This is a genomic window from Proteiniphilum sp., assembly GCF_034927365.1.
GTDB lineage: Bacteria > Bacteroidota > Bacteroidia > Bacteroidales > Dysgonomonadaceae > Proteiniphilum.
Map to the genome: position 1 here is coordinate 40631 of NZ_JAYFQD010000018.1, position 23956 is coordinate 64586.

General features: G+C 42.7%; 22 protein-coding genes. 4 read left to right on the top strand and 18 right to left on the bottom strand.

Translation table 11 applies throughout. The features are described from left to right. Positions 1-49 precede the first annotated feature (49 nt). The gene (locus VB073_RS12555) at positions 50-619 is read right to left on the bottom strand and encodes a YceI family protein (RefSeq protein ID WP_323404529.1); all 570 of its coding nucleotides are present in this window, start codon (positions 617-619) and stop codon (positions 50-52) included. Between the two features lie 252 nt (positions 620-871). Between VB073_RS12555 and sufB the strand changes: the two genes are divergently transcribed. Beyond that, positions 872-2323: a Fe-S cluster assembly protein SufB gene (gene sufB, locus VB073_RS12560; protein WP_323404530.1), complete on the top strand. Its 1452-nt coding sequence runs from the start codon at positions 872-874 to the stop codon at positions 2321-2323. Positions 2324-2355: 32 nt separating this feature from the next. On the opposite strand, the gene ung is transcribed toward sufB, so the two are convergent. The 7 genes from ung to VB073_RS12595 form a co-directional block, all read right to left on the bottom strand. Further along, the gene (gene ung, locus VB073_RS12565) at positions 2356-3018 is read right to left on the bottom strand and encodes a uracil-DNA glycosylase (RefSeq protein WP_323404531.1); all 663 of its coding nucleotides are present in this window, start codon (positions 3016-3018) and stop codon (positions 2356-2358) included. A gap of 134 nt (positions 3019-3152) precedes the next feature. Beyond that, on the bottom strand, positions 3153-4190 hold the full coding sequence (gene asnA, locus VB073_RS12570) for an aspartate--ammonia ligase (RefSeq protein WP_323404532.1): 1038 nt from the start codon (positions 4188-4190) through the stop codon (positions 3153-3155). 137 nt (positions 4191-4327) lie between these two features. Further along, a complete protein-coding gene (locus VB073_RS12575) occupies positions 4328-5239 on the bottom strand; it encodes a dihydroorotate dehydrogenase (protein WP_323404533.1) in 912 nt (303 codons plus the stop codon). Positions 5240-5340: 101 nt separating this feature from the next. Continuing rightward, entirely contained in the window at positions 5341-6108 is a 768-nt protein-coding gene (locus VB073_RS12580; RefSeq protein WP_323404534.1) for a dihydroorotate dehydrogenase electron transfer subunit, read from the bottom strand. A gap of 155 nt (positions 6109-6263) precedes the next feature. Next, positions 6264-6797: a class I SAM-dependent methyltransferase gene (locus VB073_RS12585; RefSeq protein WP_323404535.1), complete on the bottom strand. Its 534-nt coding sequence runs from the start codon at positions 6795-6797 to the stop codon at positions 6264-6266. Between the two features lie 64 nt (positions 6798-6861). After that, entirely contained in the window at positions 6862-8217 is a 1356-nt protein-coding gene (locus VB073_RS12590) for an APC family permease (protein ID WP_323404536.1), read from the bottom strand. 253 nt (positions 8218-8470) lie between these two features. Beyond that, positions 8471-8926 carry a helix-turn-helix transcriptional regulator gene (locus VB073_RS12595; protein ID WP_323404537.1) on the bottom strand — a complete coding sequence of 152 codons (456 nt, stop codon included), beginning with the start codon at positions 8924-8926 and terminating at the stop codon, positions 8471-8473. A gap of 918 nt (positions 8927-9844) precedes the next feature. Between VB073_RS12595 and VB073_RS12600 the strand changes: the two genes are divergently transcribed. Continuing rightward, a complete protein-coding gene (locus tag VB073_RS12600) occupies positions 9845-10336 on the top strand; it encodes a glutathione peroxidase (RefSeq protein ID WP_323404538.1) in 492 nt (163 codons plus the stop codon). Positions 10337-10371: 35 nt separating this feature from the next. On the opposite strand, the gene holA is transcribed toward VB073_RS12600, so the two are convergent. After that, entirely contained in the window at positions 10372-11394 is a 1023-nt protein-coding gene (gene holA, locus VB073_RS12605; protein WP_323404539.1) for a DNA polymerase III subunit delta, read from the bottom strand. 58 nt (positions 11395-11452) lie between these two features. Next, on the bottom strand, positions 11453-12229 hold the full coding sequence (locus VB073_RS12610) for an AMP nucleosidase (protein WP_323404540.1): 777 nt from the start codon (positions 12227-12229) through the stop codon (positions 11453-11455). 65 nt (positions 12230-12294) lie between these two features. On the opposite strand from VB073_RS12610, the gene VB073_RS12615 reads away from it, so the two are divergent. Next, entirely contained in the window at positions 12295-12762 is a 468-nt protein-coding gene (locus VB073_RS12615; protein ID WP_323404541.1) for a type I restriction enzyme HsdR N-terminal domain-containing protein, read from the top strand. Positions 12763-12786: 24 nt separating this feature from the next. Here the strand turns inward: VB073_RS12615 and panB are convergent, their stop codons facing one another. The 6 genes from panB to VB073_RS12645 form a co-directional block, all read right to left on the bottom strand. Next, a complete protein-coding gene (gene panB / locus VB073_RS12620; RefSeq protein WP_323404542.1) occupies positions 12787-13623 on the bottom strand; it encodes a 3-methyl-2-oxobutanoate hydroxymethyltransferase in 837 nt (278 codons plus the stop codon). A 135-nt stretch (positions 13624-13758) separates the two neighbouring features. Next, positions 13759-15312: a hypothetical protein gene (locus VB073_RS12625; protein ID WP_323404543.1), complete on the bottom strand. Its 1554-nt coding sequence runs from the start codon at positions 15310-15312 to the stop codon at positions 13759-13761. Between the two features lie 30 nt (positions 15313-15342). Continuing rightward, positions 15343-16785: a hypothetical protein gene (locus tag VB073_RS12630; RefSeq protein WP_323404544.1), complete on the bottom strand. Its 1443-nt coding sequence runs from the start codon at positions 16783-16785 to the stop codon at positions 15343-15345. A 212-nt stretch (positions 16786-16997) separates the two neighbouring features. Beyond that, the gene (locus VB073_RS12635) at positions 16998-17756 is read right to left on the bottom strand and encodes an MBL fold metallo-hydrolase (RefSeq protein WP_323404545.1); all 759 of its coding nucleotides are present in this window, start codon (positions 17754-17756) and stop codon (positions 16998-17000) included. Between the two features lie 109 nt (positions 17757-17865). Further along, positions 17866-18378 (bottom strand): SPOR domain-containing protein, encoded by a 513-nt coding sequence (locus VB073_RS12640; protein WP_323404546.1) that lies wholly within the window; start codon positions 18376-18378, stop codon positions 17866-17868. Positions 18379-18488: 110 nt separating this feature from the next. After that, entirely contained in the window at positions 18489-19343 is an 855-nt protein-coding gene (locus VB073_RS12645; protein WP_323404547.1) for a DUF4382 domain-containing protein, read from the bottom strand. Between the two features lie 230 nt (positions 19344-19573). Here VB073_RS12645 and VB073_RS12650 point away from each other — a divergent pair, with 230 nt between their 5' ends. Next, entirely contained in the window at positions 19574-20176 is a 603-nt protein-coding gene (locus VB073_RS12650) for a hypothetical protein (RefSeq protein WP_323404548.1), read from the top strand. Between the two features lie 97 nt (positions 20177-20273). On the opposite strand, the gene gcvP is transcribed toward VB073_RS12650, so the two are convergent. Together gcvP and VB073_RS12660 are read right to left on the bottom strand one after the other, a co-directional pair. Beyond that, positions 20274-23123 (bottom strand): aminomethyl-transferring glycine dehydrogenase, encoded by a 2850-nt coding sequence (gcvP, locus tag VB073_RS12655; RefSeq protein ID WP_416349545.1) that lies wholly within the window; start codon positions 23121-23123, stop codon positions 20274-20276. Positions 23124-23245: 122 nt separating this feature from the next. Next, entirely contained in the window at positions 23246-23908 is a 663-nt protein-coding gene (locus tag VB073_RS12660) for an MBL fold metallo-hydrolase (protein ID WP_323404550.1), read from the bottom strand. Positions 23909-23956: the final 48 nt, after the last annotated feature.

Below are 23956 nucleotides of genomic sequence, written 5' to 3' on the forward strand. Positions count from 1 at the left end.
GAGGGTAAAACCATAACGATTTCACCCTCTTTTTTTAATTAAATACTGATTAATTATTTTTAAACTCAAGGTAAAGGGTTATGATAACATCTTTCCCGATCCCAATCCCTTCCGAGTCAAAACTGATATTATAGTCCAGGCGATTAATCTTCTTAGTAGCTTTGAATCCAACTATCTCCGATCCGTCTTTTCCTTTCACCGAGCCACCATACACCACGTCGAAGGTTACATCTTTGGTCACATCCTTGATCTGTAATTTCCCATGCAACTTGTACTTGTTTTCCTCCACCTTCTCAATACCCGTACTTTCAAATGACATGGAAGGGAACCGTTTCACCTCAAAAAAATCGGCACTCTGCAAATGTTCATCACGCTTCGCTATACCGGTATTGATACTTTCCACATCCACGTTGAAAAAGACCCTTGCCGATTCAAACTGTTGCGGACTACCGATGATGGCTCCTTCAAATTTGTCGAAACGACCCTGCACGAACGTGATTCCATTGTGCTTCACCAAAAAATTGACCGAAGCATGTGCCGGATCTACCTTGTAGTTGGATTGGGCTACTAAGCCCAAGCAAGAGGTAAAAATGATCAAAAAAAATATTCCTCTCTTCATAGTTTGGTAAATTAATTTATTATTATATGATTAACATTACCAAAGCTATGATTGTTCAGTCCCACAAATGTACGATAATAAAAAATTATTTCAAAAATGCTCCTGTGTCCTATACCTTTCCGCAGGTAGGTAAAATTGATGAAAAAGCACTATCTTTGTACAACAAAAGCACCAGATTGGTTGTTACTAAAAGCCGGAGGTTTTATCTCCTAAACAATCGGTAGTAATAACCGAGTCAAATATAAATCAGTTATGCAAGAATTAGATCAAGATCAGATATTAAACGAGTTAACTACCCAGGATTATAAATTTGGTTTCACTACGGATATAGAGACCGAAGTCATAGAAAAAGGATTGAACGAAGATGTAATCCGGTTGATTTCATCCAAAAAGGGGGAACCCGAATGGTTACTCGAATTCCGGTTGAAAGCTTATCGTCACTGGTTAACGATGGAAATGCCGGATTGGCCGCATCTTAATATTCCCGAGATTGATTATCAGGATATCATTTACTATGCCGATCCTACGAAGAAGAAAACGCCTAAAAGCCTCGACGAGGTGGATCCGGAGTTGCTAAAGACTTTTGAGCGCCTGGGAATTCCCCTCGAAGAACAGAAGCAACTTACAGGGGTGGCTGTAGATGCCGTCATGGACAGTGTTTCCATCAAAACCACTTTCAAAGAGGTGCTGGCTGAGAAAGGAATTATCTTTTGTTCTTTCAGTGAGGCGGTAAGGCATCACCCCGACCTGGTAAGGAAATACCTGGGGACGGTCGTTCCCTACAAGGATAACTATTATGCCGCGCTGAATTCGGCTGTATTCAGCGACGGTTCATTCGTATATATCCCGGAAGGGGTACGCTGCCCGATGGAACTCTCTACTTACTTCCGTATCAATACGGCCAACACCGGCCAGTTTGAACGCACCCTGATCGTGGCTGACAACAATGCTTATGTAAGCTACCTCGAAGGATGTACCGCTCCTATGCGTGATGAAAACCAATTGCATGCTGCCATCGTGGAGATCATCGCCCTCGACCACGCCGAAGTGAAATATTCCACGGTGCAGAACTGGTATCCAGGCGATAAGAACGGGAAAGGCGGAGTGTATAACTTCGTCACCAAGCGGGGTATCTGTAAAGGGGTTCACTCCAAAATTTCATGGACGCAGGTGGAAACCGGCTCTGCCATCACCTGGAAGTATCCCTCCTGCGTACTGGCCGGAGATTATTCGGTAGGAGAATTTTATTCGGTCGCTGTCACTAATAACTATCAACAAGCCGACACCGGTACCAAAATGATCCATATCGGGAAGAATACCCGTAGCCGCATCGTCTCCAAAGGAATCTCCGCCGGCAGTAGCCAGAATAGTTATCGGGGATTGGTGAAGGTGACCCAAAAAGCGGAGAATGCACGTAACCATTCACAATGCGACAGCCTATTACTGACCGACCACTGCGGAGCACATACTTTCCCCTATACCGATATCCAAAATCCTACCGCAGTGCTCGAACATGAAGCTACCACCTCCAAAATCAGCGAGGATCAGGTCTTCTACTGTAATCAACGCGGACTGGGTGAAGAGGAAGCAATCGGATTGATCGTGAACGGATACGTGAAAGAAGTGGTGAACAAACTCCCGATGGAATTTGCGGTAGAGGCACAAAAATTACTTCAAATCAGCCTTGAAGGAAGTGTAGGATAACCTACCAACCGATGCTTTACCCTACTTCATCCCTACCAATTGATCGGCTCCATATTGTGTGCCGATAGATAATTATTTGCTTTGCTAAAGTGCTTGTTTCCAAAAAATCCTCTGTGTGCAGATAATGGCGAAGGATGAGGTGAACTTAATACGAGATGTCTATTCGCATCTATGTTGGCTCCCTTTCGCTGCGCATAAGCTCCCCAGAGAATAAAGACCAAGTGTTCGCGTTCTTCGGCAAGGCGTGTGATAGCGGCATCGGTAAATTCTTCCCAACCTTTTCCCTGATGTGATCCGGCCCGGTGTGCCTGTACGGTGAGTGTAGCGTTCAGCAGAAGTACTCCCTGTTGCGCCCAACGGGTCAGGTTACCCGAACGGCGTACAGGTATCCCCAGATCATCTTCTATCTCCTTATAGATATTGACCAACGACGGAGGGATTTGTACCCCATCATTCACCGAGAAGCACAGCCCATGCGCCTGCCCCGGCTCATGATAGGGATCCTGCCCGACTATTACCACCTTCACTTTGTCGAAAGGGCAACTGTCAAATGCATTGAAAATCAACTTTGCCGGAGGATATACGGTCCTGGAGGAATACTCTTTCCTCACGAAATCGGTCAACGCCACAAAATAAGGTTTGTCGAATTCACTCTGCAAATGTACCTTCCAGCTCTCCTCTATTTTTACGTTCATACAACTGTTTTATATGATTTTTATTTTGGTAGCCTCGTTCTTATCAAACAAGGCCTCTAAAATACAAAAAAATTAAGAGTAACGAGCCAAAAATAAATCATAAAAACAATAGAGAAAAGTATTTCGGGGTATTGCTAAATAAGAAATATGCCCTGTTTTCTGGCCTCATCCTTCATCTCACGTGGCCAGAGGCTGGCCTGGATCTCTCCGATATGTGCTTTACGCAGATAATACATACAAAGCCGCGATTGTCCAATACCACCACCGATAGAAAGCGGTAATTCACCGTCCATCAACCGCTTATGGAAATAGAGGGCCAACCGGTCTTCTTTACCACGCAGCTCCAATTGTCGCTTCAACGCTACCGGATCTACCCGGATCCCCATCGAGGATAACTCCACAGATTTTTCCAACACAGGATTCCATACCAGCAAATCACCATTTAATCCCAGGTAGCCATCATTATTGGGCATACTCCAGTCGTCATAATCAGGAGCTCGTCCGTCATGCGGTTCACCATCAGACAACGGAGCACCAATACCCACCACGAAAACAGCGCCATGCTCTTTTGTGACAGCATCTTCCCGCTGTTTTGCATCCAGACCGGGATATTGCTGCAATAATTCTTCGGAATGAATAAAATATATTTCGGGGGGAAGTTGGGGTTTGATGGCGGGAAACAGTTCGTAAACAAGGTATTCAGTACGGAGCATGGCTGCATAAATCCGTCTTACTACCTGCTTCAGGAACTCTATCGTCCGGTCCTTCTCTCCAATTACCAATTCCCAGTCCCATTGGTCTACATAGAGGGAATGGAGATTGTCCAGCTCTTCATCCGCACGGATGGCGTTCATATCGGTATATATACCAAATCCCTCTTCTATCTCGTAATCGGCAAGCGTAAGCCGTTTCCATTTTGCCAACGAATGTACTATCTCCGCTTTCCGATCGTTCATATCCTTGATCGGAAACCGTACGGGACGCTCTACACCGTTCAGGTCGTCATTGATCCCCGTTCCACTCTCTACGAAGAGAGGTGCGGTGACACGGCGAAGGCGTAACTCGGAGGAGAGATTGGCCTGAAAAAAATCTTTGATACTCTTTATTCCCAGCTCCGTCTGCTTCAGATTAAGAAGCGGAGCGTAACCGGCTGGAATTTGTAGCTTTGACATATTACTTCAATGTGAATTTCGATTTTGAATAGGCAAAGATATGATTTTTATTCATTTTGTCAAATAAAAACCGATTAAAAATATCATTATGATAGATTTCAGGCTAAAATAGAAGCAATTATCACGAAAATCATCTATCAGACAATCATCTTCCCAATCAATTCATTCACAGAGGAAATATGATGCCGCTCGAGATAGTCATTAATGCCGTCTACAATTTTCACTGATGCAACAGGATCGATAAAATTATAGGTACCTATCTGTACTGCTGTGGCGCCGGCGAGGATGAACTCTATGGCATCCTGCCAGTTACAAATGCCCCCCATTCCGATGACCGGTATCTTTACGGCACGGAATACGTCCCATACCATACGTACGGCAATCGGTTTGATACAGGGACCGGAAAGTCCACCCGTGATAGTGGATAACTTCGGTTTTCTACTCTCCACATCGATAGCCATTCCTAAAAAAGTGTTGACAAGAGATACCGCATCCGCTCCTTCATCCTCCACACCTCGGGCAATTTCGGAAATATCGGTCACATTGGGTGATAATTTTACGATCAATGTCTTGGGAAATACCTTTCGTACCTCTCTCGTCACCTGGGCGGCCGACTGGCAGGAGGTACCGAACGCCATACCACCTTCTTTCACGTTGGGACAGGAGATATTCAACTCAATAGCCGGCATCTTGTCAAGATCGGCCAATTTCTCCGCGCAAGCCACATACTCTTCGACAGTAGAACCCGATACATTCACGATCATATGGGTATCATATTCCTTAATGACCGGATAGAGATGCTCTACGAAATAATCCACTCCTTTGTTCTGAAGGCCGACAGCATTCAGCATCCCGGACGGAGTCTCAGCCATTCTCGGATAATCATTCCCCTGTCGGGGGGCAAGAGTGGTTCCTTTCACGAAAATACCACCTAAACGCCCCAAATCGATAAAATCGATATATTCCGTTCCATATCCGAATGTGCCGGAAGCGGTCATCACCGGATTTTTCAGTTTTAAATCTCCTATATGTACTTCTAATCCAGCCATGTCAGTTTAATTTTATTACTCTATTTGAGTCGCCTTTGCTCCTCGATTTTCAATTTTCGCTATGGCATAGTCTAAGCAAGCTTAGTCTCGGCTCATTTAGCTTACCAAAATAGTTCGTTGATGTTAAAGACAGGTCCTTCGGTACAAGCACAGATATTTCCCCTGACGGTTTTCTCCACGCAGCAGAGGCAGGCACCAAACCCGCATGCCATCAGGTTTTCAAGTGAAACCTCGCAACCGATGCCCTGCTCGCGGGCATATCTTGCTACCGCCACCATCATTGGTTTTGGACCACAAGTATAGATAAAATCATATTTTTTTTCTTTCAGCACAGGATGATGGGTGACAAACCCTTTCTCTCCCAATGAACCGTCTTCGGTAGTACAATAGAGTGTTCCATACCGTTCGAAATGGGCCCGTTGCAGAATATCCTTCTCCGAACGCCCACCCAAAAGAAACTCAGGTTCGAACCCATTCTCTTTCATCTCCTTTCCAAGAAAAAGCATGGGAGCAGTACCTACTCCTCCAGCGACAAGCAGGTACTTACCTTTCTTTTCGGGCAGGGTAAATGAATTTCCCAAAGGATAGATCAGGTTTATGATCCCCCCCACGGGAATATTGCAGATCTTTTCCGTACCTTCACCCACTCTTTGAATCAAAAGCCATATCTCATTCTTGCCCCTGTCGACAAAATTGATAGATATAGGCCTTCTTAAAAAGACATGAGAAGAATTATCGACCAGTATCTGTACAAACTGACCGGGATACATAACGGGCAATGTACTGCTATCTGTCGGTGCTACCTTTAGGAGATAATTCTGATTGTTCAGGGCTTCGTTGGAGCGAACAATGAAATCGAGTATTTGCATGCAAGTCGTTTAAAGTACAAAAATACATCTTAATTTTTATATCGACAATCAGTCTGTAAAAAATCACCAGGTAGAATTGTAAAGGCCAGGATTGAACTAACCCCAGGAAATTTCTGCCAATTTCCCGGGGTTACTACATATTTTCTTCAGACGGGTTATTTTTTTTCAGGAATAGTCCATAGAAAGATAGATATTCCATCTACCAGAATTTCCTTGTCAGGTTTCCAGCTACCCATATCGAATGCATGGGACACTACACGGCTACCGGGTTTCATCTCTGCCAAAATCTTCGGCATCAACTTCAAATTAATTTCAGGAAAAAGATAAAGTGTCAGTACCGTGGCTTTGCTAAAGTCAAAATCAAAAAGATTTCCTTCGTAAAAAGTCACCTTTTTTTCCACTTTCGCCTCTTTGGCATTTTCTTTGGCTTCTTCTATCCTTACCGGATTAAGGTCTACCCCTACTCCGGTCGCCCCGTACTTCTTCGCCGCAGTGATTACTATTCGTCCATCTCCGCATCCCAGATCATACACGACATCCCCTTTACCGACTTTGGCAAGTTCCAACATACCCTCCACCACTTTTTGAGGTGTGGGAACGAAAGGAACATCCAGTTTAATTTCCTGTCCACTTAGTTGTAAGAATCCGCACAAGAATAATAATGCTAATAAATAATTGATTGTTTTCATTTTCCTTGTATTTTTAAAATTTCACATTCCAGGGTCGTTTCATATCAACACACCCTTTACTTACTCACTCTCCTTCCAACCTGTTTCTTTGAAAAAACGAAACTCCCCAACCGATCAATAACAGAGCTACTCCCACTAAAGCGCCTGCACCTGTGACCGATAGGCTGGAATAAAGCATATAGCCACAAAGCACAACGAATATAAAAGGGATAACCGGATATAACGGTACTTTGAAAGGCCGTTCCACCTCCGGTTTTTTTATCCTCAATACAAATAGGCTGATGCCGGTACATAGGAAGAAAAACCAGAAGACCGGAGCAGTAAAATCAACCATCGCTTCAAAACCATTACGGGTGAATGCACCAAAAGTGATCAACACAACGGCGATCACACCCTGTAATATTAATGAATTGATCGGTGATGACTTTGTCTTATTCCATTTTCCCAGAAACGAGAGAGGAGAGAAATCCTTTCCCAACGCATAATTGGATCTTGCTCCCGTAAAAATGGTGGTATTAAGCGAAGTAAGAGCAAAGAGAGAGACCAGGATACCAATCAATATCACCCCCTTTTCACCCATTGTCGCGCGCATCATATCAACACCAACAGCTCCTGATACAGCCATCCCCCTCAATCCCAACACATTCAGGAAAGCCATATTCATCAGCAGATAAATCACAGTGATAATCAGTATACTGACAATCAGTACTAACCCCATTTTACGACTGCCAGTCTTTAATTCTGCCGAAATATAGGCTGCCTCATTCCAGCCCCCAAATGTCAATAGTACAAAGATAAGTGCCAGACCGATCGAAGCATTGGACGAAAGTCCGATATCTGCCGGTAGTTCTGTCAAGGCACTATTGGAAGATGTCTCTGCAAATAATCCGGTGAGGATGATAATCATGATGCCGACAATCTGTAACGCCATGAATAATTTCTGGAATCCTGTACCAAAACGGATACCCAATATGTTAACTATGGTCAGGGAAATGACGATGGCCGCTGCATAGAAGGAAGAACTATAACTTCCCAAAGAAGCAACTTCCGCCAGATAATCCCCTGCAATATAAGCCAACAAGGCAATAGATCCTGTCTGGGTTACTGTAACGCGCGACCAGGCAAATAAGAAAGAGAATCTTTTACCAAAGGCTTTTTTCAGGAAGTGATAATCTCCGCCAGCATTAGGGAAGGTAGAACTCAGTTCGGAATAGCAGAGTGCGCCGGTGAGCGAAATCAATCCTCCCAATAGCCATATGGCTATAAACCAGTATTCATCGGGTGAATTTGCTGCGACTACCGAAGGAGTCCGGAAAATTCCTACACCAACCACAATTCCAACAATAAGGACTATTGCATCAATCAACCTTAATACCGGTGCTGGTGAAGCGAGATTTGTATATCGATCTTTTTCATTCATCGGGCAACGCTCTTATTGTACATCCGGTGGCTATGTAAAGACTGGCGTTTCAGTATCTAACCCAAAAAGCTTGTCCTTCTTCATCGACAAAAGTATGTCGAATACACAAATACCGAAGAATCAAAGATATAACGATTTACGCCCAAAAAAGTGAATTGTTTTTGAATGTTTAACTTTTTTAGGAAGCTATTTTGAAAACCCGGATAACCACCTGTTATCATCGATACGACAAAGACCTACTGATTTATGATAGCTATTTTATATGGGGTCCGAATATCTCAAAAGTATTATCATTATAATAGATAATTATCTGGGTTATTTTCCGATCATTATTTTTCACGGGATTAACTAATTTATTTTCTGATATTTGATAACTATTATTAAAGCCCCTAAAGCTTGTTTCTTTTGATTTTTCTATTGTATCTGATGGCTTGGTAGTATCCAGCGCAACCTGATTGAATAAATCTGGTTCTTCCGGATGAGAGACTCCGCTGACTCCATCCTTGTACATATTACCGGTACCATTGATCAACCATTCAGCATTGATGTAGTCCATTTCTGAAAGAATCTTAGCGACTACATCGAGACTTGGATTATTTCGGCCATTCAGGATATGAGAAACAATGGCACGGTTGATTTGTAACCTGTCCGCAAATTTTGCCGGAGACAGGTTCTCCTTTTCCATGATAAGTTTGATACGATCCTTCATACAATCACTTTTAATTCATTATTCATCGCAATGATAATTTTTATTATTACAAAAGTAACGATACAAATGTATAGCTAATTATTCACAAATGAAAATAACTGATAGTTATAATTGTAAATTACAAATGTATTCGGCAACCGAATACATTTGTATATAATACATAGTACTATATAAAAACAATTGAAAACATAATAAATAGCAACTTTATTATAGATATATAATATAATGATATAAAGATATTTATATATATAAAAAAATATATTTTTAACATTATAGGAAGAAAAATGGACCTATCCTTTTTAATATCTGTTCTTACAGTTTATAAATTTAGCATAATCATATCATTTATAATTATATGTATATATTATTCATGTTAATAATTAAGTGTTAATAGGGAATTTATAAAAAATCATCTGGTAAATTTACATCAGTATACAGGATACAATACAAATGTTTTAATCTCTATCATTTACTTTTGTATTCTGATTATAGTCACCTTTTATATATATTTGTAAGTTAAAAATATTGTAATGTGACTTTACAATACTATTTTTCATGAGAGTGAGATAAACGTGCAAGGGATGACGACAGATCATTGATAAAGCTATCCACAGAGAGTTAAGAATAGAGATATCATCCTGATATAAAGGTATTTTAAGCTTAATTTTCTTATATGTTTTTTTGACCTTGAAAAATTATTTCGAGAAATGAACTGTTTGTCCTCCATTTCTGTTTAACTAAAGGATTCACTCTTGATAGCAGGATGGATTAGACAATTAAATGGATTTAAATATGCAATTATTTATGATAAAATTTTGGGGGATCTTACTATTAACTCTTACGACAATACAGTGTAACAGTCAGTCAAGACAGCAACCCCATATAGAGACAACCGAAAGCAGGGAAAATAACCAAAATATGGAAGGAAAAAAAACGCTATACAATTTCACGGTGAAAGATATTGATGGAAACGACTTCAGTCTGGCCACCCTGAAAGGGAAAAAAGTACTGGTGGTGAATGTAGCATCAAAATGCGGATTAACCCCACAGTATGAACAATTACAGGAACTTTATGAAAAATACAAGCATCTCAACTTCACTGTGATTGGTTTTCCCGCTAACAATTTTATGGGGCAGGAACCGGGTAGCAATCTTGAAATCAAGGAATTTTGTACTACAAAATATGGGGTAACATTTCCCATGATGGAAAAAATCAGTGTGAAGGGAAAAGACCAGGCTCCTTTGTATAAATGGCTCACGGAAAAATCAGAAAATGGGGTTCTGGAACAGGAGGTAATCTGGAATTTTCAAAAGTTCATGATCGATGAAGAGGGACATTTGGTGGGTGTGGTGATGCCTAAAGAAAGCCCAATGAACGAGAAGATTCTGAATTGGATTACCGGAAAATAATCAGAATGCTCCGGGATACATCATATTTCACAGACTCAGTGCATAATTCTGTAGACCAACTCTTTTAAGAGATCGCCTTGTGATGCGGACACATTGTCGACACCTTTTGACTTGCCATCGAAAGTACGCAAGTCGGAAATGATTTCCATTACCTTCTGGGCACTATAATTACGTAGTCCTGTCATATAATCACGCACAAAAAAAGAAGATTTCATATTCAGTGCATGCATGATACTCTGTTCATCTTTACGGGGCAACCAGAAGCATTCCAGTAAATTGCTGAAATAGTTGAACAATATGGCAATTGTAGCCATCATAGGATTATCTTTAGGGTTCTTGTCAAAGTAATCCACTATCCGGTTTGCCACTATTATATTTTTTGAAATAATGGCTTTCTGTAATTCAAAATTATTGTAATCCTTGCTGATTCCCACATTCTTTTCGATCAATTCCGATGTAATACGATTCTGTCCTTCGGGAAGGGAGACCTCTAACTTCTGAAGTTGGGGAATCAGTTTACTGATATCATTCCCTACAAAATCGGTAAGCATCTGAGCCGACTTCTCATCAATGCTTATTCCTCTCTCTTTCAACCACGACTGTATAAAAGCCGGTATTTGGTTTTCGTATAGTTTTTTAGATTCAAACAACTCTCCCGTTTTCTGAATGCTTTTGACTACTGCTTTCCGCTTGTCGAGCGTTCCATGCTTATAATTGATCACCAGGATGGTGGAAGGCATCGGATTCTTGGCATACAGATCAAGTAAGTCGAATTTCTCGAGATTCTGAGCCTCTTTCACAATGATTAGCTGATATTCGGACATCATGGGAAATCGACGTGCAGAAGCGATAATGAGGTTCACATCTGCATCAACCCCGTAGAAAGTAAGCATATTGAAATCTTTCTCTGTTTCCGTGAGCACTTTACCACATAGTAACTCCGTCAATACATCGATGAAATAGGATTCATCTCCCATAAAGAGATAGACCGGCTTGAAGCGACGGTGCAGGATATCATCGCGGATAGTATTGAATGATGATTGTGTGGATGCGGCCATTTTATTTGATATGATTTGGTGATTTACTGATGAGTTGATGATTCCAATAATTGATTGATCACCAGTCGAACCGAAGATGCTTGATTGTAGATCCTCTGTTCATGATGGAAGAGAGCGATTTGATCCCGATTTTCACATGCTCTTCCACAAAATTTTCAGTGATATGCTGATCACTTTTCTCTGTCTTTACACCGGTGGAAATCAGCGGTTGGTCAGACACCAGGAGTAATGCTCCGGTAGAAATACGATTGGCGAAACCACAGGTAAAAAGTGTGGCTGTCTCCATGTCGACTGCCAGTGCACGTATCTGTCTCAGATAATTCTTAAAATCATCATCATATTCCCATACACGGCGGTTAGTCGTATAAACAGTGCCAGTCCAGTAATCACGGTTAAAGTCCCGTACGTTGGACGAAACGGCCCGTAGGAGGCTAAAAGCAGGCAAGGAAGGTACCTCCGGCGGGAAATAGTCGTTGGAAGTACCTTCACCGCGAATAGCAGCGATGGGAAGGATATAATCTCCCAATTCGCTTCTCGATTTCAGAGCACCGCATTTACCCAGGAAAAGTACTGCGGATGGTGATACTGCGCTTAGCAGATCCATGATGGTCGCAGCGTTGGCACTCCCCATTCCGAAGTTGATAATCGTAATCCCGTTAGCGGAAGCATTGGGCATATTGGCATCCAGACCGACGATGGGAGCATTGAAGTGATTAGCAAAAATTTCGACATACTTCTGAAAATTAGTCAGCAAGACAAATTTCGAAAACTCAGCAAGTGGCCTTTTTGTATATCTGGGGAGCCAATTCTCCACAATTTCCTGTTTGGTCTTCATACGATTTGATATAAAAGAGGTAATTTTGTACCGGGTAAACCACTATTGTTCAAACAAAGATACAAATGTACGACTTAAATTTGCCATCTTTCGATACAAAAATCCGTAAAAAAGGCGAAGGATTAGAGATTTTCGATCCACTACGACGAAAATATGTGTCGCTCACTCCCGAAGAGTGGGTACGCCAGCACTTTGTTCATTATCTTATCTCGGAAAAAAAATTCCCTGCTTCACTGATAGCCAACGAGACTGCGATCAGGTTGAATTCGCTTTCCAGAAGGTGCGATACTGTGGTCTATAACCGGAAAGTTGAACCGGTGCTTATCGCTGAATATAAAAGGCCGAATGTAACCATTACTCAGGAAGTCTTTGATCAGATCACCCGTTACAACAGCGTATTAAGAGTTCCCTATATCATCGTCTCCAATGGATTAATACATCATTGTTGCCGGATAGACTACGAAAAGCAGTCATACCATTACCTTACTGAAATTCCCGATTATAACGAAATTAAAATGAACAGTGAAAAATGAAAAAGATCCATTTTACCACATTAGTCAATAGCTTTCTTCAACTGAGGGAAACTCAGACGATTTGACGTCGGTTATATATTGTTGTACGGCAGAAGTAACCTCGTCGAATAAATTTGCGTATCGGCGCAGGAAACGCGGTGAGAAGCCTTTATTCAATCCAAGCATGTCATGCATTACCAATACCTGCCCATCCACATAAGGTCCGGCACCAATCCCTATCATCGGGATATTCAATTCTGATGATACTTTTGCAGCCAATGCAGCCGGAATTTTTTCCAGTACCACGGCACAACATCCTACTTCCTGCAACAGACGTGCGTCTTCCATCAGTTTTCCCGCTTCCTCCTCTTCTTTGGCGCGCACGGCATAAGTCCCGTATTTGTTGATTGATTGCGGCATCAACCCCAGATGACCCATCACGGGAATACCAGCATTCAAGATGGCCCTGATCGATTCCAGAACCTCTTTTCCTCCTTCTAACTTCAGGCAGTCGGCCTGGGTTTCTTTCATCATCTTCACAGCATTGGTAACAGCCTCATAAGGGTTTCCCTGATAACTGCCAAAAGGCATGTCGACCACCACCATTGCCCGTTTCACAGCGTTCATTACCGACTTTCCATGATAGATCATCTGATCCACCGTCATCGGTAAGGTTGTAGTGTTTCCCACCATTACGTTGGAGGCGGAATCACCTACCAGGATCACATCTACACCCGCTTGATCGATCACAGATGCCATGGAGTAATCATAAGCAGTAAGCATTGATATTTTTTCACCCTGTTGCTTCATCTCGAGCAAACGGTGCGTAGTAACCTTCTTTTGATTGCCGCTGGCAAGATATCCTTTTTTATCTTCTGACATCTGATTTACAATTTTAAAAGTTTACTTGAGTTCCGATTTGCAAAGGTACTGCTTTTGGAGGTTCTTTTTCAATTATGCCACAAAAAAACCGGGAACTAAACCGTCCCGGCTTTTCTGACAGAATTTTTTAATTATTTAAAACCTATACCCTAAAGTGAGTAATCCTCTTACAGAATTGCTTTTCAGGGAAAAGGGAGCTGCATCGATAACAAGCCTGTCACCTTCATATACATTAGGGAAAGGATAGAGATCGTCGTTCCGGGTCTTATAGACAAGTGCCATATCCAGATAGAAGTTTCTGTTGAAACGGTATCCCACTCCACCTGTAAAATAGTTTGAATCCCCTTCCATACGGTATATGGTATTTGTTCCTGCCACAACTGCATCGCCAAATTCCACGACATCGGCATCATAGGGATTTTGCATCCATGCATATCCCAATCTTCCCGAGAATTGGGGTGTAAAACGATATTCAATTCCCGCTTTTACGGTTGAAGCCATCTTGTGGTGCTGCGAGATAACCTTGTTATCCAGATCATACCAGGAAGGATCATCGGTAGAATTGGATGGAAGCTTTAATTTCATATTGCTGTAGTTCACCAATTCATAGTCTAGACTGGCGATAAAACTGTTACCCAATACGGTCGCAACACTGGCTACAATCTTACCCGGTGTCTTCAGGTCGTAACTGCTGGGATAACTTCCGGAATTTCTTATATCGGATTTATAATTGGGATCATCTACAAAAGCATCCATGACATCATGAATCTGGGCCTCATATTTTTCCGTCAACGCATACCATGTAGGTGTATGCCATGCAAGTCCAATCCGTAGTGCATGTATCGGCTTGTAAATCGCACCAAATTTGGCACCCACCCCAGCACCCCTGACATTCAACCAGTTGGTCATGGTATATCCACCCTTATCATCAAAATCTTCCAAATAATCGGTCGCAAGATCATAATAGATATCCTTGATAGAAAGTGACAAGCCCAGGTTCAATACATTGTTTACGGTAGTTCCTATCGTAAAGTCGTAATTATCAATATATCCATTTTCATAGGTACGGATGCCACTATATGGTGTCGTGCCGTTTGTATTCACAGGAACATATCTATAGCGATCACCCTCTTTCACCGGATTGATAAGGTATGCATTATATCCCAAAGCAGACAACCAGTATTCTGTAGTAAAAGGGTCGAAGTCGTCCGTCTTTTCCAGAAATTTGAGATCAACACCATCACTTTGATGCGCTATATATTGAATCATAGTGTTCCTGGGAGTTCCCGATGCGGAAACATCCTTATCGAATGATTTCAACTTATTATAGGAAAAACCGAAGTTGATCAATGGCATGATATCATTCCTCAACGGGAAATAACCTACGAATCCAAGATTGTCCATACCAACCCTGCTTTTATTGATACCGGCACTACCTACCGTCGATTTTTCTCTTGAGAGATTCAGCGTACCCATCACCTCAGAACTACGGTACACAGCGATACCTGCCGGATTGATGGAAACGCCGGTCTGGTCACCCCCTAAAGCCCCGAAAGCTCCTCCCATTGACATGGCACGGGCTGTGCCTTGAATATCTTCCTGCGAAAATCGCAAAGCGTCGATTTCACTCTGGGCAAACAGAGGTGCTGATAGGATAAGTGAAAAAAGGATATAAGTGATCTTTTTCATATTCTTTGCATTAAATATCATTTCATCTTATTACCTGCGACCACCACCGCTACTGGAGCGACTGCTGCCACTGCTGCCACTACTGCTACTACCAGAGGAACGACTTACACCGCTGCTTCCGCTGCTTCCGATTGATCCGGAGGAAGAACTGCTTCTGCTTGGAGCGGAATAGGTAGAAGAGCTGCTGCTCGAACTGCTTCTGCTGGGGGCTGAATAGGTGGAGGAGCTACTGCTCGAACTACTCCTGCTGGGAGCAGAATAGGTGGAAGAACCACTGCTCGAGGAACTACTCCTCGATGGAGTTGAAAAAGTGCTATTATTCCGGGATGTGCTAGTTCTCTCATATGAACGGGAGGGAGTTGTAACACTACTCCTTGATGAAGAAGTCACACTCCTTTCGTAGGATGAAGCAGAATTATTCCTTCCGGGACTATTTACACTCGACGAACGGTTCGACTCTATTGCGTTATTATTTACTGAAGCAGATCTTGATGTAGAGTTGGAACGGTTAATTACCTGTCCATTCCTGGAGTCATAAACTCTTCCTGAATTATCGACAATCCTAGTCCTGGGTGAAGAAGAGTTATTTCTGTTTACAGTTGAACTGCTCCTTCCTGAAACAGAACTTCTCGTTAAAGAACTGTTTCTTTCCGACATTGCATTGCGGCTGCTGCTTCTCTCTGAAATGGCACTACGGCTGCTGCTCCTGGATGAGGATCTTCCCAGATTCGCCATGGAGGAGTTATTGTTGGCAGAACTTCTTCGATGAAGTCCCGAACTCCTCCCCCCACGATTATGGGAGACGCTGCCGTAATATCCGTCATGGAATCCATGATAATAACCACTGTAATAACCACCGCCGTAATACCACGGATCATACCAACCACCGTAATACCAGGGATCATACCATCTGCTGTAATACCACGGGGAATACCACCGACTGTAATACCAGGGGCTATACCAGCCGTAGCCATAGTACCATGGATCGTACCAGCTATCATACCAGGGATAATAATGGGATCCCCATCCTATGCCATAGTATATGTTGGTGCTCGATCCACGATTATTATAATTCTCATACAGATCGTCACCTATATAGACAATCACCTCGTCTGCACCGCTGATCCTGATACTCGACTCAGGATCGTGGAAACGTACTATCCTGTCAGTATAGGCGTACTCTTCATAATTATTCAAATCTTGTTGACTAAGGGAATCGTCTGTAAAATCGAGATCATTATTACCGCGACGATTGTATTCATCAACATCTCTGCCGTTGGCTATTACCTCCATGTTCGCTGCATCACCTTGTACTATCACCACTTTTTTCTTTTGTGGCTCCTGGGCTTTCTTCTGAACCTTTACAGGCTCACTTCCGGCAGGATCGGCATAAATATCATCCCATTCCTGGGCGAAACCGAACAACGGTAGTGCTACCAGCAAAACCGTAAGTAAGTTTTTTAAAGTCTTCATAGTTTCTCCCTTTTTTATATCTGTTTATAAATAATTTTATCTGTCACAATCTATGACTGAAAAACTTTGGGAAAGTTTAAAAACTGATCTATTAATAAACTTAAACCTAGTTCTCACGCCTAATTTACAAAAATAGCAAATGTTATACAATAAAGATGCCTACCACTATAAAAACGCTGCACACGGTCAAGTTAAAAAAACAAAATCGGACTTCATATCGATATCTCCAGACCATCATATGCCAGAGAAACACCTTGAGGAAGCTTTCTCTCCACTGTAGCATGCATACCCATTTCATGGCTCATATGTGTCAGATATGTGATTTTCGGTTTTATCCTGCCTGTTATTTCCAACGCCTGATCTAAAGTTTGATGCGAAATATGTTCTGTTTTCCTGAGGGCACTGATGACCAACGTATCAATTCCGTCCAGCTTCCTGAGCTCCTCTTCCTCTATCGTTTTTATATCGGTGAGGTAAGCGAAATTTCGTATACGGTATCCGAGGATGGGGAGCCGGTAGTGCATCAATCTGATAGGTTTCACCGTGACTGCACCTATCTCGAAATCTTCATCGGCATAGATCCGTCTTATGGTGAGGTCGGGGACTCCCTTGTATTTATATTCTGTGAAACAATAGGGCAATCTTTCCTTGAGCTTGCCTTCCATGCGTTCCTCCATATAGAGGTTTACCGGTCCGAAAACAGAGAATGGTCGCAGATCATCTATTCCTCCTACATGATCATAATGTTCATGGGTAAAGAGAATAGCATCAATTGTAGTGAACGGTATGGATAGCATCTGCTGCCTGAAGTCGGGCGAACAATCAATCATGAGGATCATATTATCGACCTCAATTCTCACGGAAGCCCGAAGCCGTTTATCCCTTAAATCGGAGGAATTGCAGACGTCACATCTACAACCGACTTGGGGCACACCGGTAGAGGTACCTGTACCTAAAAATCTCACTTTCATATGAATGGTTGGAACTAAAAAAGCTGCCACATTCTACAAGACGGGCAGCTTTCAGTTTATATTTTATCAGCGTAAAGCAGGTGTATGGCCAATGTATGATAGTTGAAAATCAATATTGTCTTTCCAGAATCCAAAGATCGTTGAAAGGTACACCGTAGGTCTTTCTCAAATGATCGGTACTTCCTTTGGCAGAATAGATCCGATAGACCTCATCACGTTTGGCCGCTGCTTGTGCTTTGTCATCGTAGCTGGCAACGATCACCCGGTACATTCCCTGTTCGTTCTGGGCCAGGATTACCGGATATCCATCATTCTCCATACGGCCTTTCAATAACTCGGCGTTCAACTTCACGCTCAGTGAGGCAATTACCACACTATATCTCTTCAATCCCGCGGCATCGGCCGGATAGACCGCCTCAACCTTCTCTTTCCTTACAGAAACCTCAACCGGAGCAAGGGGGCTGGCATCTTTCGCCACTGTAGAGGGCTGCGATGCAGTCTGTTGCATCTCTTTTTCTTTGGCTGCTTCATACACTTGTTTATAAGCGCTTTGTTTCGGTTTGCAGGATACCCCGATAAGCAGCAGGGATACTAAAACCAATGCATAATGGAATTTTTTCATGCCTTTTGAGTGTTTATTAAATTGTTCTATCGTGTATATTAACGAAATCTTGAGCAAAGATAATAAAGATGCCAATGATTGTATCTTTGTCGATGTGAAAATAAATTAAATTACTCAGCCGGATCGGTAGGGGGGTCAGTCGGAATAATCTTTAACTGGATAATCGACGTAATGTCTGTGGTTTTACCTTCCTCCACGTTGCTGACGAACACTGTATCTTTGAATTTAGACTCGGGATGGGCAAAAACATGTATCTCCCACTCTCCCGCCTTTAATCCGATGAATTGGAACATCGCTGTTTTGGCTTCAAAGGTCTCTCTCACGGGAAAGGTGTAAAAGGTATCCTTCTCATGTACAATAGCTACGGAAGGGCTGGCTTCAATGGGTGCAACCTGACCCTTCAGTTTCCCTCCGTAGGTCTCAGGAAAAGCCCTTGCCTCAGGATAGAGAAAATAGGTGCCGTTGAGTTCCCGGAATGAAAAGGCTGCATTTAGATCAATAATCATACTGGATATGGTGTTGAGACGCATTTCCATTCCAATCACGTCGATCACTATACCTCCCTGTAATTCTGTAGGTATATGTAACGATATAACATTATTAGTATTGGTTACCATCCTGTTATCGTCTCCAAACAGAAGTTTAACTTGTTGCAATTTGGTCCCGGCCGGTACATATTGATCTACCAATTGTACCGTCTTCCCATTCGTCAATTTCAGGATATCATACGATTTTCCTGAAAATTCGAGGGTTTTCCATTCCCCTTCATTACTAACAGTATCCACAAGGAAAACTGATATCTCCTTAATGTCCACGTGAAATTCTTTAAGGACCAGAGAGGTGGCATCCGTCAATTTAAGACGAAGGCGTGAAGCGTTGACACTCGGATCATCACCATCACATGCCTGCCATAGAAAATACAAGGGTACAATGAACAGTATATATCGAAAAAGCTTGTAACGCATAGTTATTTATAAATCTCTTTTAATGAGGATCGATTGCAAAATTACATAAATCCCTATCGCATGCATCACAAAAAACAATTAATTTTCCTGAATTCCCGCAAAACAAATCTTTTCCTCATGTGTTATATCTTATGGAGAGTAGTAAATAGAAAGGCAAGTACCCGGATTTTTTAATAAAACTATACTTCTGACTTTCTTTTCTTATTTCTAACTTCAAACGTAATCATCTTATGAAGAAAACTAACACATTCCTCATTATTACTTCTTTACTGATAGTCATATCTACCATTGCCTGTAACCAACAGAACAAGAAAAGTGAAGAAAGTGGCAACAAGAAATTCGAAATTGCTGATCCGGAAGTTTCAAAAAGCCAATTCGCAGAAACATTGTATGAGCGATTGATGTCCTCTTTCGGTGACGACTGGATGGAGAGAGAAGCGGACCCCAATCTCTATCCCGACTATTACGGCGGCTCTTTCGTCGATGACAATGGTTCATTTGTAGTTACTGTAACAGGGAATCGCGAAGAGAATGTAAAGCGGTTGACAGAGATCCTGGGTACCAATAATTTTAAAGTGGAAACTGTTCAATATTCCTATCAGCAGATGATGAAAGTGATGGATAATATAGATGTCTTCCTGATGAATAGTGACATCCCTGAAGATCACCCTCTGATGAATTGTTTTGCTGGTGCCTATCCCGATGTAAAGAAAAATCGTGTAAAAGTATTACTTACGAAAACAGACGATGCCACCATCCGGCTTTTTCAAAAAGATGTCGTAAATTCTCCTTTGGTTATTTTCGAAAAGGGAGAACAACCGGAATTGATGTAAATAACAGGGTGGACCACATAAAGAATAGTATCTATCGACAAACAGCCCGACCACTCTCTTTCGAAGTAGTCGGGTTGTAATTATTTTATGATAACTGTTATTGTTGACAGAGGCAGGAAATCAGGTTCCTGTCGCCATAGGCATTGTCTACGCGGGCGACGTTCACCCAGAACTTGTTTTCAGCCACGAAAGGTAGTGGATAGGCAGCCTTATTTCTTGAATAGGCATGCTTCCAGTCGTCGGCTGTCACCTCGTACTGCGGATGCGGTGCATTCACCAGTACATTATCCTCAGCAGAATATTCGCCACGGGATACCTCTATGATCTCTTCATGGATCTGACTCATCACTTCCACAAAACGATCCAACTCAGCCAAGCTTTCACTTTCGGTAGGTTCAATCATAAGTGTACCATGTACGGGAAAAGAGAGCGTAGGTGCGTGATAGCCATAGTCTACCAAACGTTTGGCAATATCGGTCTCGGTAATGCCCGACACCTCTTTAAGTCCACGGCATTCAAGAATAAGTTCATGCCCTACTCTACCTTTGGCACCACGATAAACAATCCCATAAGAGTCTTTCAATTTCTCCGCCACATAGTTCGCATTGAGGATGGCCGCCTCCGTAGCTTCTTTCAGACCATCTGCTCCCATCATACGGATATAGGCATAAGTGATCTCCATCACCCCTGCACTGCCGTAAGCCGCTCCCGAAACAGCATTCTTGTCGGACGACATGGTCACCGGATGACCCGGCAGGAAAGGAACAAGATGTTCTGCCACACAGATGGGTCCTACACCCGGTCCTCCTCCTCCGTGAGGGATGGCAAAGGTCTTATGTAGATTAAGGTGGCACACATCAGCCCCAATAGTACCGGGATTGGTCAATCCTACCTGTGCATTCATGTTGGCGCCATCCATATATACCTGTCCACCCGCTTCATGAATCAGGCGGCACATCTCCTTGATTTCTGTTTCGAAGATTCCATGCGTAGACGGATAAGTGATCATGTAGGCAGCCAGATCATCCCTGTACTGTTCTACTTTGGCGCGCAGATCGTTCATATCCACATTCCCGTTTGTATCACTGGCAACCGTCACGGGTCTAAATCCTGCCTGTACAGCACTGGCAGGATTTGTACCGTGTGCTGAAGCCGGTATCAACACTACCTTACGATGTCCTTCTCCATTATTTTCAAGATAGCCGGCGATAGTAATCAATCCTGCATATTCGCCCGCCGCTCCCGAATTGGGCTGGAGGCTGGTAGCCGCGAATCCGGTGATCTCGGCCAGCATCTCTTCCAGTTCGCTGATCATCTGCGTATACCCTGACACCTGCTCTTGAGGCGCAAACGGGTGAATACGCTGGAATCCGGCCAAGCCTAACGGTATCAACTCCGATGCGGCATTCAGTTTCATCGTACAGGAACCAAGAGAGATCATGGAATGTGACAGTGAGATATCTTTCCGTTCCAACCGCTTTATATAACGCATCAATTCTGTCTCGGTATGGTAACTGTGAAAGGTGGGATGCGTGAGGAAATCCGATTTCCGGAGTTGAGATTCTTTCAATGTGTTCTTCACCGGCAACTCTTCGAGCAGATACACTTTCGAGCTACCCGCTGCCATAGCGAATGCGGCCAACAACTCATATACCCGGTACGCATTAGTGGTCTCATCGATGCTGATACCGACTTCTCCATTATCGAAATAACGCAGGTTGATACAACGTGTTTCCATATTATCCCGGATATCCTGCGCCGATATGCCTTCCGGCAATTTAATCTTCAATGTATCGAAATAACTGCTGTTTAGCTGCTTATATCCCATCTCCTTTAGCTCTTCATTTATATGAGAAGCTATCGTATGAATACGGCGGGCAATATTTTTCAACCCTTCCCGACCATGATATACAGCGTAGAAAGAAGCCATAGTAGCCAACAGAGCTTGTGCAGTACAGATATTGGAAGTAGCTTTCTCCCGTTTGATATGTTGCTCTCTCGTTTGTAACGCCATCCGAAGTGCTTCTCTTCCATAGGCATCTTTCGATATACCTATGATACGTCCAGGCATGGAACGTTTGTATTCATCGCGGGTAGCAAAAAAAGCAGCCGACGGTCCCCCGTAGAACATCGGGATACCGAAACGCTGACTGCTTCCGAAAGCGATGTCTGCACCCCATTCACCCGGGGGGGTAAGGAGTGTCAGTGCCATCAGATCGGTTGCTACTGCCACCTTACAATCTGCCTTGTGTGCCCTTTCCACGAAATCAGAATAATCCTCTACGTTTCCATTGCAATTGGGATACTGAATGATGGCGCCAAAGAACGGCCTATCAAAAGTGATAGTTTTATAATCACCTACAATTATCTCTATACCAGCATAATGCATTCTTGTTTTCAGTACAGATAATGTTTGCGGGAAGATGTTTTCATCCACAAAGAGCGTTTCTACTTCATTTCTCACCTGTTCACGACTGCGCAGCCCATACATCATCGTAGCAGCCTCTGCTGCTGCAGTCGCTTCATCCAGCAAGGAACAGTTCGACAATGGCAATGCTGTAAGTTCGCTTACCACCGTCTGGAAATTAAGCAATGCTTCCAGGCGTCCCTGTGAGATCTCGGCCTGATAGGGAGTATAGGATGTATACCATCCCGGATTTTCAAAGACGTTCCGGTAAATTACGGCGGGAGTGATAGTATCGTACCACCCCATACCGATATAAGAAGTATAGGTGTTATTAAGAGATGCAATACGGGTAATCTCTTCGGCATACTCGTGTTCCGACAACGCTTTCGGTAAGGAGAGCGGCTCCGCCAAGCGGATATCTGAAGGAATTGTCTGATCGATCAACTCCTCCATTGAGGAGAGGTCGATGGCTTCGAGCATTTTCTGCTTATCGACTTCGGTAATGCCGATATGGCGGCTTTTAAATTGTTCCATTTTAATCATAACGCGCACTATGGGTAAATATCTTATTTTTGACTTTTCTATTTTTGGGACATGTAGAAGAATTCCACAAAAAATAGTGTCAGTGGAATTCATTACAAAAAATAATATAGGATTTACTCCTATACTATATAAGTTTCTTGTCCGACGAAAGGATTGTTTTTTTTCTCAAATCCAATGGTAGTTTCAGGGCCATGTCCGGAGTAAACTACTGTACTATTGGGAAGTGTAAACATTTTGGTTTCGATGCTGTTTATCAGATCATCAAAGCTTCCGCGCGGCAAATCTGTTCTTCCCACACCGGCATAAAAGAGCAGGTCTCCACTAAAAACACAACCTTCCGCCTCGTGATAGAATGCCACACTGCCGGGTGAATGCCCCGGAGTATGGAACACCCTAAGAGACTGGTTACCAAAGGTGATAATATCTCCTTCCTTCAGATAATTTCCAATCTCAGGCTTAAAATCTGCGTTTCCACTCGGGATTCCGAATAACTGCATTTGTCCGGCAATATCATCCAGCAGGAAAAGATCATCGGGATGACATTGTACCGAAAGACCAAATTTGGAAGCCAGCATGTTGATTCCAAAGATATGATCAAAATGCAGATGCGTATTCAAAAGGTGACTCACTTTCAGATTATTATCGAGCAAATAATTGAGTAACAACTCCTTTTCATCGGCATAGAAAGGGGCAGGATCGATCACTACACATTCTTTTGTCTCGTCTGACAAAACATATGTATTTACTCCTAACGGATTGAACTCAAATGTTTTTATATTCATTTTTTTACTTCATTCTTATAGGGAAAAAGTTAAAACCATTCCCGTGGT

What these genes read in the sequence shown, in the direction of transcription:
- VB073_RS12555 (WP_323404529.1), bottom strand. Translation starts at nt 619, where the DNA reads ATGAAGAGAGGAATATTTTTTTTGATCATTTTTACCTCTTGCTTGGGC.
- sufB (WP_323404530.1), top strand. Translation starts at nt 872, where the DNA reads ATGCAAGAATTAGATCAAGATCAGATATTAAACGAGTTAACTACCCAG.
- ung (WP_323404531.1), bottom strand. Translation starts at nt 3,018, where the DNA reads ATGAACGTAAAAATAGAGGAGAGCTGGAAGGTACATTTGCAGAGTGAA.
- asnA (WP_323404532.1), bottom strand. Translation starts at nt 4,190, where the DNA reads ATGTCAAAGCTACAAATTCCAGCCGGTTACGCTCCGCTTCTTAATCTG.
- VB073_RS12575 (WP_323404533.1), bottom strand. Translation starts at nt 5,239, where the DNA reads ATGGCTGGATTAGAAGTACATATAGGAGATTTAAAACTGAAAAATCCG.
- VB073_RS12580 (WP_323404534.1), bottom strand. Translation starts at nt 6,108, where the DNA reads ATGCAAATACTCGATTTCATTGTTCGCTCCAACGAAGCCCTGAACAAT.
- VB073_RS12585 (WP_323404535.1), bottom strand. Translation starts at nt 6,797, where the DNA reads ATGAAAACAATCAATTATTTATTAGCATTATTATTCTTGTGCGGATTC.
- VB073_RS12590 (WP_323404536.1), bottom strand. Translation starts at nt 8,217, where the DNA reads ATGAATGAAAAAGATCGATATACAAATCTCGCTTCACCAGCACCGGTA.
- VB073_RS12595 (WP_323404537.1), bottom strand. Translation starts at nt 8,926, where the DNA reads ATGAAGGATCGTATCAAACTTATCATGGAAAAGGAGAACCTGTCTCCG.
- VB073_RS12600 (WP_323404538.1), top strand. Translation starts at nt 9,845, where the DNA reads ATGGAAGGAAAAAAAACGCTATACAATTTCACGGTGAAAGATATTGAT.
- holA (WP_323404539.1), bottom strand. Translation starts at nt 11,394, where the DNA reads ATGGCCGCATCCACACAATCATCATTCAATACTATCCGCGATGATATC.
- VB073_RS12610 (WP_323404540.1), bottom strand. Translation starts at nt 12,229, where the DNA reads ATGAAGACCAAACAGGAAATTGTGGAGAATTGGCTCCCCAGATATACA.
- VB073_RS12615 (WP_323404541.1), top strand. Translation starts at nt 12,295, where the DNA reads ATGTACGACTTAAATTTGCCATCTTTCGATACAAAAATCCGTAAAAAA.
- panB (WP_323404542.1), bottom strand. Translation starts at nt 13,623, where the DNA reads ATGTCAGAAGATAAAAAAGGATATCTTGCCAGCGGCAATCAAAAGAAG.
- VB073_RS12625 (WP_323404543.1), bottom strand. Translation starts at nt 15,312, where the DNA reads ATGAAAAAGATCACTTATATCCTTTTTTCACTTATCCTATCAGCACCT.
- VB073_RS12630 (WP_323404544.1), bottom strand. Translation starts at nt 16,785, where the DNA reads ATGAAGACTTTAAAAAACTTACTTACGGTTTTGCTGGTAGCACTACCG.
- VB073_RS12635 (WP_323404545.1), bottom strand. Translation starts at nt 17,756, where the DNA reads ATGAAAGTGAGATTTTTAGGTACAGGTACCTCTACCGGTGTGCCCCAA.
- VB073_RS12640 (WP_323404546.1), bottom strand. Translation starts at nt 18,378, where the DNA reads ATGAAAAAATTCCATTATGCATTGGTTTTAGTATCCCTGCTGCTTATC.
- VB073_RS12645 (WP_323404547.1), bottom strand. Translation starts at nt 19,343, where the DNA reads ATGCGTTACAAGCTTTTTCGATATATACTGTTCATTGTACCCTTGTAT.
- VB073_RS12650 (WP_323404548.1), top strand. Translation starts at nt 19,574, where the DNA reads ATGAAGAAAACTAACACATTCCTCATTATTACTTCTTTACTGATAGTC.
- VB073_RS12660 (WP_323404550.1), bottom strand. Translation starts at nt 23,908, where the DNA reads ATGAATATAAAAACATTTGAGTTCAATCCGTTAGGAGTAAATACATAT.